Source organism: Citrobacter sp. CK198, from assembly GCF_030333295.1.
In the GTDB taxonomy this organism is placed as follows: Bacteria; Pseudomonadota; Gammaproteobacteria; order Enterobacterales; family Enterobacteriaceae; genus Citrobacter_B; species Citrobacter_B koseri.
Genome location: NZ_JAOWGE010000034.1, coordinates 359,991 through 374,840, shown reverse-complemented (window position 1 = coordinate 374,840; position 14,850 = coordinate 359,991). Strand labels below are relative to the sequence as shown.

The window sequence follows — 14,850 nt, the reverse complement described above, 5'->3', positions numbered from 1 at the left end:
GACAGTGATACGTGTTGCTGGCGTAATATCACTGGCACATATTATATACTCTGTTATATCGTGGAAGATTGAGAGTGGAGATATTATATACGTTGCATTCATATTCATCTGGCTTTCAGGTGAATATTCTTGGTGGAAGAAACGGGAATAGATTTAAGAAGAAGGCGGCTATGCCGCCTTATACTTAAAATATGGATGGTGGGTTGTGGTAAACGGTTTTATCTGAGGTGGTACTTACTCCTGTCAGGTATACAATCCCTCCTGCTACTCCATAAGTTGGAAGCATTGCAACAGATGCTGCTTTGGTATATGTGATAAGCCTTGCGCCATTAACGTCTACGTACATGATGCTGCCTGTTGGGCTCATGAGTAGTTCAATCATTACTCGATCTACAGTGATAGTGCCGGTTGAAGTGGCAAGTACAGTTCTTGAGATCGCACCTGATACATTCTTAAAGATACATAATGAAACAGTGTTATCAGCATTTCTAATTACACCGAGTGAGATATATCCACTTTGCGACCAATCATTTGCAAATATACGATTTGTGGAAAACAGAAAAGCATATCCCTGATAAAGAGTGCCATCAATACATACTGATTTATCTTTACTATCTACAGCAATAACAGGCATCATGTTGTAATTCGGCATAGCCCAAACTGATGCCGATGGCAACCCTTTGACTGACATACTTTGGCTTTTTCCGTTACCTATCCGTAAATATCCTACATTATTTGTCAATTCATTAGGTATATAACTAAATCGGTATAGTCCAGATCTTTTGATTCCCAATAAGAGGTTCAAGTCCGCAGGTCTATCCTCCGTAGCATACGCATAGTCTCCGAATACTATACTGACAGAAGTCTCATCACCCGAGGCGTCATAAATATTAAATCTAGAATAGGTAGAGGCCCCACCACCAGAGTCTCTGTTTGGGAAGCAATAGTGAATTGCAGACTCTTCTTCAAGCCAAATCCACAGTCTGGCAACCTCCACTATGCTCCCCGCTCCTACAGTCATGGAACAACCCATTCGATTTTTTACAGCTCGGCTAAGACCGAGAGCCCTCCCGTTATTTGCAATGCGTCCCTGCCATAAACCTATAGTATCCCCATTGCTTGCATCGATAATATAATCGGAGAATATTTCTTTAGCCGCTATTCCAGCTTTGTAGCTATGACCACGATCACCAAAATGGAGACCATCCTCCTGATTATCAGCAATAACGTCAGATTGGTTTTTTGAATTTTCCACCCACTTTTTAGTAAAAGAGCTAATATCAATTATATCGATATTATATTTTTCAGCGCAGTCACGCATTGCAGGAACTACTTGGCCGAACAATCTTAGCATATTTCTACTTTCGTTAACCTGACATGGGGTGTCGGGGGGCGGAGGTTCAAATCCTCTCGTGCCGACCAAAATCCCTTAGAAAAACCAACCTCTTACGGTTGGTTTTTTATGCCTGCCGTTCCCTTCCAGTACTGTGCTGACACCGCATAATCAAAAGGTTTTACTACTTACCCATGCCCAAAATAGGGTAAAATTTATTCTCTCATCAACGCGATGAATCTGGACGATTTTCGCGCTAAAAACAATAATGATACGAGTATGTACTCAGGAGAATAGTATGCCTGAAGCAACGCCTTTTCAGGTGCTTATTGTGGACGATCATCCACTTATGCGACGAGGTATTCGTCAATTACTGGAACTGGATACCGCATTTAATGTCGTTGCCGAAGCTGGCGATGGGGCGAGTGCTATCGATCTGGCAAGCCGTCTCGATCTTGATCTGATCCTGCTTGACCTGAATATGAAAGGCCTGAGCGGGCTTGATACGCTGAATGCGCTGCGTCGGGATGGCGTCACCGCACAGATCATTATCCTGACGGTTTCCGACTCTGCCAGTGACGTGTACGCGCTGATTGATGCCGGAGCGGACGGCTATTTACTGAAAGACAGCGACCCGGAAGTGCTGCTGGAAGCGATTCGTGCTGGCGCCAACGGCGGCAAGGTATTCAGCGATCGCGTCAGCGAATACCTGCGCGAACGGGAACTGTTTGGCGCAGAGGAAGATCCCTTTAGCGTGCTCACTGAACGCGAACTGGACGTACTGCACGAACTGGCTCAGGGGCTGTCGAACAAACAGATTGCCTCCGTGCTGAATATTTCTGAGCAGACGGTTAAGGTGCATATTCGTAATTTACTGCGAAAGCTGAACGTACGCTCGCGCGTCGCGGCGACCATTCTCTTTTTACAAACACGCGGAATGCAGTAACAAGATATGCCCGATGGCGCTACGCTTATCGGGCCTACAAGTCGCGTGGCAAGTACCATCCGGCCTTGCCACACTCATTTATTCCGCCTGCGGCGAAAGCTGCGCTAATGCCTGCTTAATACTGCGTTCAATCACTGCCCGGCGGGAATCATTGGCGGGCAGCAATTTCAGCATCATCTCCCAGGCCGCAACCGCCTCGCCGAAACGCTGCTGCTCGAAGGCATTAAACGCATACATACTCAACGTCCGAATGTTGGCATGATCGCTTCTCACCAGCTGGCGCAACAGCTCCCCTCCCCGACGATTATCATCAGGATCGGAAGAACGGGTCAGCGCTTCCGCATACCCTAATGCGGCATCGCTATTTTTGGGGTCCAGTCTGTACGCATTGGCATACGCTTCCGTCGCCGTGCTGGCGTTCCCCAGCACCATGCCGATACGCCCAAGCATAATCCAGCCTTCCACATTGCCAGCATCGCTTTGCAGTCGGGTACGTAAACCAAGCGCCAGGCGTGTCATCTCTTCTTCATTCAGCGGCTGCGCGTCAGGGTCCAGCGCGCGCTCCAGCAGCGCTGGCGTCTGCGCCGTAGCCTGTTGCCAGATTTTTACCTGCTGATAGTTACCGGTCTGGTAGTAACTTACCGCCCCGACAATCAGCGCGATCACAACCCCGGGAGCAAACAGCCATAATCCTGCCTGGCGTCCCTTCGGCGTCACCTCATCAGAAAAGGTTTCCTGTTTTACACGTACGCGCCGCCGCGAACGGGCGAAGATAATCCAGCCGCCAGCGCCAATAGCGGCGATCGGCAAGATCCACAACAGCACGGTAAGCGGTGTCAGCGGCGGATCGTAGGTGACGAAGTTACCGTAGCGCGCCACCATGTAATCAACGATCTCCTGCTTGCTTTTACCTTCCTGCATCAGTTCATAAACCTTCTGACGCAGGTCGGTGGCAATCATCGAGTTAGAGTCCGCGATGCTGTTGTTCTGGCATTTCGGGCAGCGCAGCTGCTCGGTGAGCTGGCGGAACTGCTGCTCCTGCGCTTCATCTTTGAACTGCATAACATCAATGGCAGCCAGCGACGAGCCGGAGATCACCAGCATCAGCACGCCCAGTAAGAATCTCATTGCGCGGCCTCCTTGCTGTACTGCTCCCAGAGCGGTTTTATTTCACTTTCCCATACCCTGGCGTTCAGATCGCCTGCATGGCGATAACGAATGATCCCTTTACCGTCGATCAGGAAGGTTTCCGGCGCGCCGTAAACGCCCAGATCCAGCCCAAGCATACCGTCGCCATCAAACAGGCTTAACGCATAAGGATTCCCTAACTCTTTCAGCCAGGTAATCGCTTTCTGGCGATCGTCTTTGTAATTCAGACCAACCACGCGAATTCCCTGCGCAGACAGCTGATTCAGATACTGATGTTCAGCGCGGCAGGTCGGGCACCAAGTCGCCCACACGTTGAGCAGCACCGGTTTCCCCTGAGTCAGCACGTCTGCCTGATAGTGCTGACCAGGATTTTCCAGCGATTCGAGACGGAAGGTCGGCACCGGTTTGCCAATCAGCGCCGATTCCAGATTCGTCGGATCGTCTCCTTCCACATTACGCGCCAACTGCCACAGCAACGCCGCCGCAATAACCAGAAAAATGACGAAAGGTATTAACAGTACGTTGCGCTTCATACAGCCTCCGGCGCGGTTTTTTGCGGGCATGAACGCTGGCGATAGCGCGGATCAAACAGGCAGAACAACCCGCCAAGCGCCATCAACAGCCCTCCCGCCCAGATCCAGCGAATAAACGGTTTGTAATACAGGCGCACCGCCCATGCGCCATTGTCCAACTCTTCGCCGAGAGCGGCATACAGATCGCGGGTGATCCCGCCATCGATCGCCGCTTCCGTCATCATTGAGCTGGTGCTGTTATAAAAACGTTTTTCCGCATGCAGCGTCGCTTCTGCTTTACCTTCCCGCGTCACGCCGATAATCGCCACCCCGCCGCGATAGTTCGGGCCGGTAATCTCCTTCACTTCACGGAAGGTGAATTGATAGTCGTGGATGCTGACGCTGTCGCCCGCTTTCATGCGGACATCACGTTCCACGCTGTAGTTTTGGCTAAACGCGATGCCGACAATCGTCACCGCCAGCCCAACGTGCCCGGCGACCATTCCCCAGTAGCTGAGCGTCATTTTCGTACCACGCGAAACGCGCTGCGCGACTTCCGCTACCGCCAGCACAAATACCCAGCACGCCATCGCCAGCCCGACCACCGTCATGGCGACAATCTTGTCTTCAAACAGCCACGGCAGCAGCATCGACAGCACTAACGTGCTCACCAGCGCGATAACCAACAACCGCTGCAACTTGCGCGGTCTGTCACGTCCCCAGCGAACCAGCGGCCCGATGCCCAGCAGCAGCGCGAACGGCGCCATCAGCCAGGTGAACATGGTATTAAAGAACGGTTCGCCGATTGAAATACTGCCCAGACCGAGCTGTTTATGCACCAGCGGCAGCAATGTTCCCAGCAACACCACCAGCATGGCGGCGATAAGCAGGACGTTATTGGCTAACAGCAGTGACTCACGCGACCAGAGCGCGTTATTCACCCGCGAGCGAACCTTGTGTCCGCGCGTCGCGAACAGCAGCAGCGAACCGCCGATCACCAGTACCATAAAGGCGAGAATAAACATCCCGCGCGATGGATCGGAGGCAAAAGCATGCACCGACACCAGCACGCCAGAACGCACCAGGAAAGTACCGAGCAGGCAGAGTGAGAAGGCGCATATTGAAAGCAGGAGCGTCCAGGCTTTGAAGCTGGCGCGCTGTTCAGTCACCGCCAGGGAGTGCATCAACGCGGTGCCCACCAGCCACGGCATAAATGAGGCGTTTTCCACCGGGTCCCAGAACCACCAGCCGCCCCAGCCCAGCTCGTAATAGGCCCAGGCAGAGCCAAGCACGATACCCAGCGTTAAGAATACCCATGCGGCCAGCGTCCAGGGACGGGAAAAGCGGGCAAAGGTGCTGTCCAGACGCCCACTCATCAGCGCGGCGATCGCGAACGCGAACGCCACCGAGAAACCGACATAGCCCATATAGAGCAGCGGCGGGTGGAAGATCAGTCCCGGGTCCTGCAACAGCGGATTCAGGTCGCGCCCTTCAATCGGAAAGTTGGGCAACGTACGGGAAAACGGGTTGGAGGTGAACAGAATAAACAGCAGAAAACCGACGCTGACCATCCCCATCACCGCCAGTACGCGGGCGACGATATCCAGCGGCATCCGCTGACTGAACACGGCCACAGCAAACGTCCAGCCGCTCATCAGCAATACCCATAGCAGAAGCGACCCTTCGTGCGCTCCCCAGGTCGCGGCGACGCGATACCAGACCGGCAGTTGCGTGTTGGAGTTGCTGGCGACATAGGTAACGGTAAAATCATTCACCACGAAGGCATTGATCAGCACCAGAAACGCGCCCATCACCAGGATAAACAGCAGCCAGGAGAATGGCCTCGCCGAGGCCATCATGCGCACATCGCCGCGCCCCACGCCCCACAGCGGATAAACGGACAGCAACAGCGCCACGCCGAGTGCGAGACACAGCAGCGCGTTGCCAATTTCAGGCATCATGATGCTTTATCCTTATAAACGCTTTCCGGGCGACGATGGTTTTCCTGCATCGCTTTTTCAACTTCCGGCGGGGTATAATTTTCATCATGTTTGGCGAGCACCTCTTTCGCCTGCACATGGTTTTTCTCGCCCAGTTCCCCCTGCACTACCACGCCCTGCCCTTCGCGGAACAGATCCGGCAGAATGCCTTCGTACGTCACATCCACCACGCCTTCGGCGTCGTAGATGCTGAAATTCACTTTCAGCGAATCCGGGTCGCGCTTCACGCTTCCGGGCATGACCATGCCGCCGACGCGCAGGCGTTGCCCCACTTCAGGCAGTTGGTGCGTTTCGCGTTTACCGTAGAGAATTTCGCCTGGCGTATAGAACAGGTCGATATTGGAACGCAGCGCATAAAGTACCAGCGTGATAGTCAGAGCCAAACCGGCCAGCACCGCGCAGGCTATCCACAAACGATTTTTACGACGGATATTCATGCCGCCTCCCGCTGCGCCTGCGCCGCGCGCATCCGCGCTTCACGCGCTCGCTGCTGCGCCACACCGCGCAAAATCACGCGGTGCTGCATGGCGGTATGCACCACCAGCGCCGCCAGCGGGATCACGGTCATCACAACCGCCAGCCAGACATAAAAGGCGTAACCGCCCATAGCAAAGAAATCACTCCAGGATGCAAATGCGCTGGTCATTGGCGGCCTCTTTTTAAAATCAGTTCACTCACCCACGGGCGACGTTTTTCCATTAACAAAATCAGGTTACGCATCCGCATCAGCGCCAGCGTGATAAACAGCAGCAGATAACCGATAATCGCCAGGCGCAGCGGCGCGCGCATCGCCGGGTCAATGCTCTGCTGCATACGAGTTGATCCCTGATGTAGCGTATTCCACCACTCCACCGAGTAGTGGATGATCGGCAAATTAACGACGCCAATCAGCACCAGAATGCCCGCCGCGCGCCCCGCAAGGCGGCGATCGTCAAAGGCGTGCCACAACGCTATCGCCCCGACGTACAGGAACAGCAGCACCAGTTCAGAGGTCAATCGCGCGTCCCATACCCACCAGGTTCCCCACATCGGTTTGCCCCAGGCGGAACCGGTAACCAGTGCGATAAAGGTAAACACCGCGCCAACAGGCGCCATCGCCGCCACCGCCAGGTTAGCCATTTTCATTTGCCAGACCAGACCGATGAATGCGGCGACCGCCATCGAGGCGTAAATCCCCATCGACCAGATCGCCGCCGGGACATGCAGGTAGATGATGCGGTAGCTTTGCCCCTGCTGATAATCCGCAGGCGCGAAGCCAAACCCCCAGACCCAGCCCGCCGCCAGCACCACCACGCTGGCTATCGCCAGCCACGGGATGAACCAGCCACAGATCTGATAAAGCCGTGGGGGAATCGCCAGTTGATGAAGTGTTTTCCACATAGTTCAGTCACCAGATTCAATCAAAACGAATGAAACTTCAGTTATGCCGGATGATGGCAAAGACGCCTTATCAGACCTACAGACTTTCCTGATAAGCGTAACGTCATCCGGCATCCTACAGTTTGTCGCCAGTCAAAGACCGCGCTACTGCATGCTGATACGTAACGCTGCCGCCGTAGCAAAAGGGCTTAACGTTGCGCTGCCCGCCAGCAACGCGCCCAAAATCGCCATGTATCCCTCAACGGGCAAATGCATGGAGGCCGCATCCATCGCCGCAGTGGCGAAAATCAGTAACGGAATGGTCAGCGGCAGCACCAGCACGCTCAGCAATACGCCGCCGCGTTTCAGGCCCACCGTTAACCCCACGCCCGGCGCGCCAAGAAAACTCAGGGTCGGCGTACCAAGCAGCAGAGTCAGCGCCATGATTTGCCAGCCGTACATATCCATTCCCAGCAATAACGCCACCAGCGGAGAGAGGATCAGCAACGGCAGACCGGTCACCACCCAGTGCGCCATCACTTTCGCCAGCACCACCGCCGGTAACGGCAACGGCAGGAGCATCAGTTGCTCCAGGCTGCCGTCCTGTAAGTCATCGCGAAACAGACGTTCCAGCGCCAGCAGCGAAGAGAGCAACGCCGCCACCCAGATAATGCCGGGAACAATACGCGCCAGCAGCTGCGGCTCCGGGCCAATGCTCAGCGGGAAAAGCGTGATAACAATCAGAAAGAACCACAGCGGGTTAGCGATTTCCGCGCTATGACGAAACGCCACGCGCAGCTCAAGACGAAAGATTTGCCACATCATTGCGCTGCCCTCTCGCCGGTCAGCGCGATGCGCCGTATTTTGTCAGTCGCGACATTCAGCGGCTGGTGCGTGGTGAGGATGATGATCCCGCCCTGCTGTATATGTTCAGCCATGCGCTGTGTCAGACGTTCAACGCCATTGACATCAATGGCGGTAAACGGCTCGTCGAGGATCCAGAGCGTCGCGCGGGTCAGCCACAGACGCGCCAGCGCCACGCGCCGTTGCTGTCCAGCGGAAAGCTGGTTGACGGGGATGTCTTCGTATCCGGCCAGCCCCGCCTGCGCCAGCGCGGCCAGACACTGCGCCGTATCGCCGTCATGGTGGAAAAAGCGCAGGTTCTCCAACGCCGAAAGCCGGGTTTTAATCCCCGGCTGATGTCCAATCCACAACAGATTTTGATGGTAGCTGTCGCGCACGCGGTGCAACGCCTGCTCTTGCCAGCACACTTCCCCTGCGTCGGGGCGCGCCAGCCCGGTGAGCAACCGCAAAAGGGTGGTTTTCCCCGCGCCGTTGCCCCCGGTAATTTGTACCCATTCCCCTGCGTTCACGCGAAACGACAGCCCACTGAACAGTATTCTGTCATCCCGCTCGCAGAGCAGTTCTCTGGCTTCAAGCATACCCACTCATTATTAAAAGCCCGGTTTCACTTCGCGCATATCCGGGAGTTTATGCGCAATCCCTTTGTGGCAGTCGATACAGGTTTGCCCCTCTTTCACTGCCTGGTCGTGCATTTTGGCGGCAACGCCTTTCTGAGCGGTGAGATCCATAAATTCGAAGTTGTGGCAGTTACGGCACTCCCGCGAATTGGTGTCTTTCATCCGTCGCCACTCGCTCTGCGCCATTGTCAGGCGGTGATCTTCAAACTTCTGCGGAGTATCGATAATGCCGAACACCTTCCCGTACAGCTCTTTACTGGCCTTGATCTTACGGATCATTTTCGGGCCCCACTCGTGCGGAACGTGACAGTCAGGACAGGTGGCGCGAACACCGCTGCGGTTGTTGTAGTGCACGGTTTCCATGTATTCCTGATAGACGGTGTTGCGCATTTCGTGGCAGCTGATACAGAACTCTTCGGTGTTGGCCTTTTCCATCCCGGTGTTGAAACCGCCCCAGAAAATAATGCCGCCAACAAAACCGATTAACAGCAACGTGCCGATCGCCAGGCGGCTGGGGCGACGCCACCATTGCCAGACCCGCTTAATCACGCCAGGTTTACGGTTAGAATTTTCCATAGTGACCTCTTATTTCCCGTAACCTTTCGACGGGGTAAAGGTATTACCCACGATCGGCGCGGCATCCGCCTGCGGCACATGGCACTGCAAACAGAAGTAACGACGCGGCGCGACTTCGCCTAAAACTTTGCCGTCGCTGTCCATAAAGTGCGTTGGGCTAATACGCGGCGCGCCGGTCGTACGGTAGCTTTCCACACCATGACATTGCAGGCAGCGGTTGGTATTGGTCGTTACCTGATAACCTTCAACGCTATGCGGGATCATCGGCGGCTGATTAACATAGTTCAGCGGCATACGTTCCTGCTCTTTCGGCATGCGAATCGCCCCTTCCTGCGTCCCCGAAACTTCCGGCGACTGGCTCAGATCCACTCCGTTTGCTGCCCAAACCGCACCACTCACCACCAGGGCAAGCAGGGCCGTCCATTGACACAGCGCTTTCTTCAGGTCATGGCTTTTCATGATTTCGCTCCCGAACTCCATCGTGTTGTTATTGTAAATACGTCCTCAGAACAGACATCCACGCAGCGACCGCACGTCATGCAATCGCGGCTGGTGACCTGCACCGGGCTTTGCTCATCCAGCACCGGCGCACGCAGGACGTGCGGTTCCGGGCAAACATGAAAACAATCCATACAGCGGTTACATTTCTCGCGATCTTTCGCCGCCACCGTTAGCGCGCCTTTACTTCCCAGCACGCCATACAACGCGCCCAAAGGGCAGATATGTCCGCACCAGCCGTGTTCAACGACCAGTAAATCAAATAAAAACAGAGCGATAATCAGCAGTGCACCGCTACCGAATCCCATCACCAGGCTACGCCCCAGCAGGGAAACCGGGTTTATCCATTCCCACAGTAGCGTTCCGGTTAGCGCCGATCCCACCAGCACGACAACCAGAAGGACGTACCGTATATGACGCGGAATCGTTGCGGACTGATTCAGGTCAAACCTTCTGCGTAGCCAGTTCGCAAAATCGGTAATTGGGTTCAGCGGACAGACCCAACTGCAAAATAATCGCTTTCCTGCCAGGGCATACAGCACCGTAATAATGGCGGCGCCGGTCAGCGCAACGGCGGCAGGTAAATGCCCGCTGGCAAGGCTTTGCAACGTTATCAGCGGGTCGGTTAAAGGAATGGTATCCAGCAACAAGCTACTGCTGTAGTTACCGTGCAGAATCCAGACGCCCGCCCACGGGCCACTGAGAAACATTCCCAGCACCAGAAACTGGCTTATCCGCCGCAAAACCAGCCAGCGATGGCTGCGCCACCAGCCTTTTTTCGCTCGCGCTTCGCGCCCGGCATCGCGTTTACGATTTGCCATCTTTCCCCTCCAGCCAGCCGAAGCGGTAGTGGTGCCCCAACTCCCCTTTCGCCAGCGACAGCGGCAACACTTTTATCGCCGGTTGCTCCAGCACACAGACTTTTTCGCACTTACCGCAGCCGGTGCAGGCGTCGCTGTGAACGGTGGGAAGAAAGCGCGCATGTTTGCCGGTACGCATATTGCGATCCAGCTCCAGCGTGATCGCCTCATCGATTTTTGGGCACTCGCGATAACAAACGTCGCAGCGCAGTCCCTGGAAGTTAAGGCAGTTCTCCTGGTCCAGCAGTACCGCCAGCCCCATGCGCGCATCGTCAATGGATTCGATCTCTCGATCCAACGCCCCACTGGGGCAAACTTTGGCGCATGGAATGTCTTCACACATTTCGCAGGGAATATCGCGGGCGACAAAGTAAGGCGTACCGGCAGACAAACCCGAAGCCAGCGTCGCCAGCTTCAGGGTGTCATACGGACATGCCTGAACGCACTGCCCGCAGCGCACGCAAGCGCTGGCGAACGCGTCTTCACCCAATGCCCCCGGCGGGCGCAACCGCACGCCCGTTGCGCGAGCGGTTTGCTGCTGTAACCCCAGCGCCACGCCAACGGCAGCCAGCCCGCCTGCCGTGCGAACCATATCGCGCAAAAAGCGGCGGCGGCCATTTTGGGGTTTCGCTGACCGGGACATGGTGTGTTACACCTTCGCCAGTTTGACGGCGCACTTCTTGAAATCCGTCTCTTTAGAGAGCGGGTCCGTCGCATCCAGCGTCAGGTTGTTCACCAGCTGTGCGGCGTCGAAGAACGGCATGTACACCAGTCCCTGCGGCGGACGGTTACGCCCGCGCGTTTCAACAACCGAAATCACTTCCCCACGGCGGGAGATGACTTTGACCTTATCGCCACGGCGCAGGTCGCGCGTTTTCGCGTCCAGCGGATGAATAAAGAGCACCGCTTCCGGGAAGGCGCGATGCAGCTCAGGCACGCGGCGCGTCATGCTGCCGGTGTGCCAGTGCTCCAGTACGCGACCGGTAGAGAGCCACAGGTCATACTCTTTATCCGGCGCTTCCGCGGCGGGTTCAAACGGCAGGGCGAAAATCACCGCTTTGCCGTCCGGCTTACCGTAAAACTTGTAGCCTTCTCCCGCTTTGACATACGGGTCATGGCCTTCGCTGTAACGCCACTGGGTCTCTTTACCATCAACCACCGGCCAGCGCAAACCGCGCGCTTTGTGATAATCATCGAACGGCGCGAGATCGTGGCCGTGTCCGCGACCAAACCAGGCGTACTCTTCAAACAGCCCTTTTTGCAGGTAGAAACCCAGCTCACGGGATTCATCGTTCAGCTGGTCTTCCGCCAGATCGGTCAGCGGGAATTTGCTGACCGCAGGCGTGGCAAACAGAACGTCGTAGAGGGTTTTGCCGCGCAGTTCTGGTTTTTGCGCCAGCAGATCTTCCGGCCAGACCTCTTCCGTTTTGAAACGACGAGCGAATTGCACCAGCTGCCACAGGTCTGATTTCGCTTCACCCGGCGCTTTAATTTGTTGACGCCAGAACTGGGTACGACGCTCAGCGTTACCGTAGGCCCCTTCTTTCTCCACCCACATCGCCGTTGGCAGAATCAGGTCAGCGGCCAGCGCGCTGACGGTCGGGTACGGATCGGAGACGATGACGAAGTTACGCGGATCGCGCCAGCCCGGCATACGCTCTTCATTGATGTTCGGCCCGGCCTGCATGTTGTTGTTGCACATCACCCAGTAGACGTTCAGCTTGCCGTCTTTCAGCGCACGATCCTGCGCTACGGCGTGCAGACCGATTTTCGCCGGGATGGTGCCCGTTGGGATCTGCCAGTGTTTTTCGCAGATATCACGGTGTTTTTCATTAGTGACCACCATGTCCGCAGGCAGGCGGTGGGAGAATGTCCCAACTTCACGCGCCGTACCACAGGCGGAAGGTTGACCGGTCAGGGAGAACGGACCACAGCCTGGCTGGGAGATCTTGCCGGTCAACAGGTGCAGGTTATACACCAGGTTGTTGGCCCATACGCCACGCGTATGCTGGTTAAAGCCCATCGTCCAGTAGGAGATCACTTTTTTCTTCGGATCGGCATACAGCTGCGCCAGCTGCTCCAGCTGATCTTTCGGCACGCCGGTCATTTCTGCGGTTTTCTCCAGCGTGTACTCCGCGACAAACGCTTTGTACTCGTCGAAGCTCATCGGCTCAGAGGCGTCGGAGCCCGGATTCTTCGCCGCTTTTTCCAGCGGATGCGTTGGACGCAGGCCATAACCGATGTCGGTCGTCCCTTTACGCAGGTTGACGTATTTGCTGAAGAAATCCTGATTTATCGCATTATTTTGAATGATGTAATTGGCGATATAGTTGAGGATCACCAGATCGCTTTGCGGCGTAAAGACGATGCCGTTATCCGCCAGCTCAAAGCTACGATGCTGGAAGGTTGAGAGAACCGCGACATTAACGTTCGGATCGGACAGACGGCGGTTGGTGATGCGCGACCACAGGATCGGGTGCATCTCCGCCATGTTAGAGCCCCATAGCACAAAGGCGTCGGCTTGTTCGATATCGTCGTAGCACCCCATCGGCTCATCCATACCAAAAGTACGCATGAAGCCCACCACCGCCGACGCCATGCAGTGGCGCGCGTTCGGGTCGATATTGTTGGAACGGAAACCGGCTTTGAACAGCTTCGCGGCGGCATAACCTTCCCAGACCGTCCACTGCCCGGAACCAAACATACCAATCGCTTCCGGCCCTTTTTCTTTCAGGGAGGCCTTAAATTTCTCTTCCATCACATCGAAGGCCTGATCCCAACTGATTGGGGTAAATTCGCCTTCTTTGTTGTACTGGCCGTCTTTCATGCGCAGCATCGGCTGCGTTAAACGATCTTTGCCATACATGATCTTGGGCAGGAAGTAGCCCTTAATGCAGTTAAGGCCACGGTTGACCGGCGCATCAGGATCGCCCTGACAGGCCACAATACGGCCCTGCTGAGTACCGACCAGCACGCCGCAACCCGTTCCGCAAAAACGGCACGGGGCTTTGTCCCATTTGATGGCTTCCTGCTGACCAACCACTGCGCGGGCGACGCCCGGCACGCTTAGCCCGGCAGCCGCCGCAGCGGCCGCAACGGCGTTAGCTTTCATAAAGCTACGACGACTGAGTTTCATGGTGTTTCCTCACCTTGCTCATCCTGCTGGTGATAAACCAGCGACACCGCCAGCACGCCCGCAACGTTGCGTACCGACTCAATTGTTTGCATCAGCGTTCCGCTGTGTTCTGCTTCCACCACCACGATCAACTGACCGCTGTCGACATCGCTCAGCGCGACTTCACAGCCCGGAAACTGGTGCAATTGCGTGCTGATGTCGGTGATGTGCTGACTTTTGGCCTGGACGACCAGGCTACAGACCTGCCAGTTACTGTGCTGCATGGTTGTACTCCGCATTGATCGCTGATGTCGGGCAAATAGCGACACACGCCCCGCATCCGCTGCATGCCTGATTGTCGAGTTGCGGCTGATAAATGCCTGACAGCGTGGGGCGAAACGTTATCGCCAGTGGTTCGCAGCTATCCTGGCAGCGATGACACTCAACGGACTGATACGCCAGACAATTCTGCCCAATCGTAAAGTTCAGATCCCAGGCCCTGGTGTGGCGCGGAAGGAAGAGTGATTCAGGACAGGCTTGCGCGCAGGCATAACAAAAGCTGCATTCACCCTGCTTAAAATTAACGCCCGGATAGCCGCCCTGCCCCCGCTGTAAAATGTCGGTTTCACATGCCTGAATGCAGGCGTCGCAACGGATGCAGTGCGTCAGGAAGTGTGATTCGTCCCCAGACCAGGGCGGACGGAGCCCGCTGTTGGCTTTGCGCCAACTGCCTGTCAGTATTCCTCGACGGGATAGATCAACCATGACATCGCCCTTCCATCACGACGCTCACACCGGAAGGTGAACGACTAAATAAACCGCACTACCACTAAGTCATTATTATGATCGGTAAGATATTTCAGGATGTGTTAGAGGTGCATACCCCGATTGGGGTAAATGCTGTCGCCGGATCAAAAGAGTGTGGGGTTAGCGTATCTGAATGTGCTTTTGTTCACATTTCAAAGGGTTATATCAATAAGTATATAACGAAAGGCTTAATTGGAGAATAATCCTATTTAAC

18 protein-coding genes are annotated in these 14,850 nt (G+C 55.4%); 2 read left to right on the top strand and 16 right to left on the bottom strand.

From position 1 onward, the window contains the following. Positions 1 to 184 precede the first annotated feature (184 nt). The gene (locus tag OGY62_RS16820) at positions 185 to 1,321 is read right to left on the bottom strand and encodes a hypothetical protein (RefSeq protein ID WP_286460307.1); all 1,137 of its coding nucleotides are present in this window, start codon (positions 1,319 to 1,321) and stop codon (positions 185 to 187) included. A 310-nt stretch (positions 1,322 to 1,631) separates the two neighbouring features. On the opposite strand from OGY62_RS16820, the gene narP reads away from it, so the two are divergent. Further along, the gene (gene narP, locus OGY62_RS16815; RefSeq protein ID WP_012131563.1) at positions 1,632 to 2,279 is read left to right on the top strand and encodes a nitrate/nitrite response regulator protein NarP; all 648 of its coding nucleotides are present in this window, start codon (positions 1,632 to 1,634) and stop codon (positions 2,277 to 2,279) included. A gap of 78 nt (positions 2,280 to 2,357) precedes the next feature. Here the strand turns inward: narP and OGY62_RS16810 are convergent, their stop codons facing one another. The 15 genes from OGY62_RS16810 to napF all read right to left on the bottom strand — a co-directional run bounded on the left by OGY62_RS16810 (position 2,358) and on the right by napF (position 14,594). Continuing rightward, positions 2,358 to 3,407, bottom strand: a complete 1,050-nt coding sequence (locus OGY62_RS16810) for a cytochrome c-type biogenesis protein CcmH (RefSeq protein ID WP_047462441.1) — start codon at positions 3,405 to 3,407, stop codon at positions 2,358 to 2,360. Further along, positions 3,404 to 3,961 (bottom strand): thiol:disulfide interchange protein DsbE, encoded by a 558-nt coding sequence (gene dsbE / locus OGY62_RS16805; protein ID WP_286460306.1) that lies wholly within the window; start codon positions 3,959 to 3,961, stop codon positions 3,404 to 3,406. The genes OGY62_RS16810 and dsbE overlap by 4 nt, the downstream gene beginning before the upstream one ends. Then, positions 3,958 to 5,901 (bottom strand): heme lyase CcmF/NrfE family subunit, encoded by a 1,944-nt coding sequence (locus tag OGY62_RS16800; RefSeq protein ID WP_047462438.1) that lies wholly within the window; start codon positions 5,899 to 5,901, stop codon positions 3,958 to 3,960. Before OGY62_RS16800 ends, dsbE begins: the two co-directional genes overlap by 4 nt. Next, on the bottom strand, positions 5,898 to 6,377 hold the full coding sequence (ccmE, locus tag OGY62_RS16795) for a cytochrome c maturation protein CcmE (RefSeq protein ID WP_012131559.1): 480 nt from the start codon (positions 6,375 to 6,377) through the stop codon (positions 5,898 to 5,900). The genes OGY62_RS16800 and ccmE overlap by 4 nt, the downstream gene beginning before the upstream one ends. After that, complete coding sequence (gene ccmD / locus OGY62_RS16790) at positions 6,374 to 6,586, bottom strand: heme exporter protein CcmD (RefSeq protein ID WP_012131557.1); 213 nt, start codon at positions 6,584 to 6,586, stop codon at positions 6,374 to 6,376. The genes ccmE and ccmD overlap by 4 nt, the downstream gene beginning before the upstream one ends. After that, positions 6,583 to 7,320 (bottom strand): heme ABC transporter permease, encoded by a 738-nt coding sequence (locus OGY62_RS16785; RefSeq protein WP_012131556.1) that lies wholly within the window; start codon positions 7,318 to 7,320, stop codon positions 6,583 to 6,585. The genes ccmD and OGY62_RS16785 overlap by 4 nt, the downstream gene beginning before the upstream one ends. 144 nt (positions 7,321 to 7,464) lie before the next feature. Beyond that, positions 7,465 to 8,124 carry a heme exporter protein CcmB gene (gene ccmB / locus OGY62_RS16780; RefSeq protein ID WP_012131555.1) on the bottom strand — a complete coding sequence of 220 codons (660 nt, stop codon included), beginning with the start codon at positions 8,122 to 8,124 and terminating at the stop codon, positions 7,465 to 7,467. Beyond that, on the bottom strand, positions 8,121 to 8,747 hold the full coding sequence (gene ccmA, locus OGY62_RS16775; protein ID WP_286460305.1) for a cytochrome c biogenesis heme-transporting ATPase CcmA: 627 nt from the start codon (positions 8,745 to 8,747) through the stop codon (positions 8,121 to 8,123). The genes ccmB and ccmA overlap by 4 nt, the downstream gene beginning before the upstream one ends. A 6-nt stretch (positions 8,748 to 8,753) precedes the next feature. Then, on the bottom strand, positions 8,754 to 9,356 hold the full coding sequence (gene napC / locus OGY62_RS16770; RefSeq protein ID WP_012131552.1) for a cytochrome c-type protein NapC: 603 nt from the start codon (positions 9,354 to 9,356) through the stop codon (positions 8,754 to 8,756). 9 nt (positions 9,357 to 9,365) lie between these two features. Further along, positions 9,366 to 9,815 carry a nitrate reductase cytochrome c-type subunit gene (napB, locus tag OGY62_RS16765; protein ID WP_024130166.1) on the bottom strand — a complete coding sequence of 150 codons (450 nt, stop codon included), beginning with the start codon at positions 9,813 to 9,815 and terminating at the stop codon, positions 9,366 to 9,368. Further along, positions 9,812 to 10,675 (bottom strand): quinol dehydrogenase ferredoxin subunit NapH, encoded by an 864-nt coding sequence (gene napH, locus OGY62_RS16760; protein WP_047462425.1) that lies wholly within the window; start codon positions 10,673 to 10,675, stop codon positions 9,812 to 9,814. Before napH ends, napB begins: the two co-directional genes overlap by 4 nt. Next, a complete protein-coding gene (gene napG / locus OGY62_RS16755) occupies positions 10,662 to 11,357 on the bottom strand; it encodes a ferredoxin-type protein NapG (RefSeq protein ID WP_058667724.1) in 696 nt (231 codons plus the stop codon). Before napG ends, napH begins: the two co-directional genes overlap by 14 nt. Positions 11,358 to 11,363: 6 nt before the next feature. After that, positions 11,364 to 13,850, bottom strand: coding sequence for a nitrate reductase catalytic subunit NapA (napA, locus tag OGY62_RS16750; RefSeq protein WP_012131548.1), 2,487 nt, complete (start codon positions 13,848 to 13,850; stop codon positions 11,364 to 11,366). After that, the gene (gene napD / locus OGY62_RS16745) at positions 13,847 to 14,113 is read right to left on the bottom strand and encodes a chaperone NapD (RefSeq protein ID WP_012131547.1); all 267 of its coding nucleotides are present in this window, start codon (positions 14,111 to 14,113) and stop codon (positions 13,847 to 13,849) included. Before napD ends, napA begins: the two co-directional genes overlap by 4 nt. Then, positions 14,100 to 14,594, bottom strand: a complete 495-nt coding sequence (napF, locus tag OGY62_RS16740; RefSeq protein ID WP_024130164.1) for a ferredoxin-type protein NapF — start codon at positions 14,592 to 14,594, stop codon at positions 14,100 to 14,102. Before napF ends, napD begins: the two co-directional genes overlap by 14 nt. 77 nt (positions 14,595 to 14,671) lie before the next feature. On the opposite strand from napF, the gene yojO reads away from it, so the two are divergent. Then, on the top strand, positions 14,672 to 14,839 hold the full coding sequence (gene yojO, locus OGY62_RS23430) for a protein YojO (RefSeq protein ID WP_487490358.1): 168 nt from the start codon (positions 14,672 to 14,674) through the stop codon (positions 14,837 to 14,839). Positions 14,840 to 14,850 lie beyond the last annotated feature (11 nt).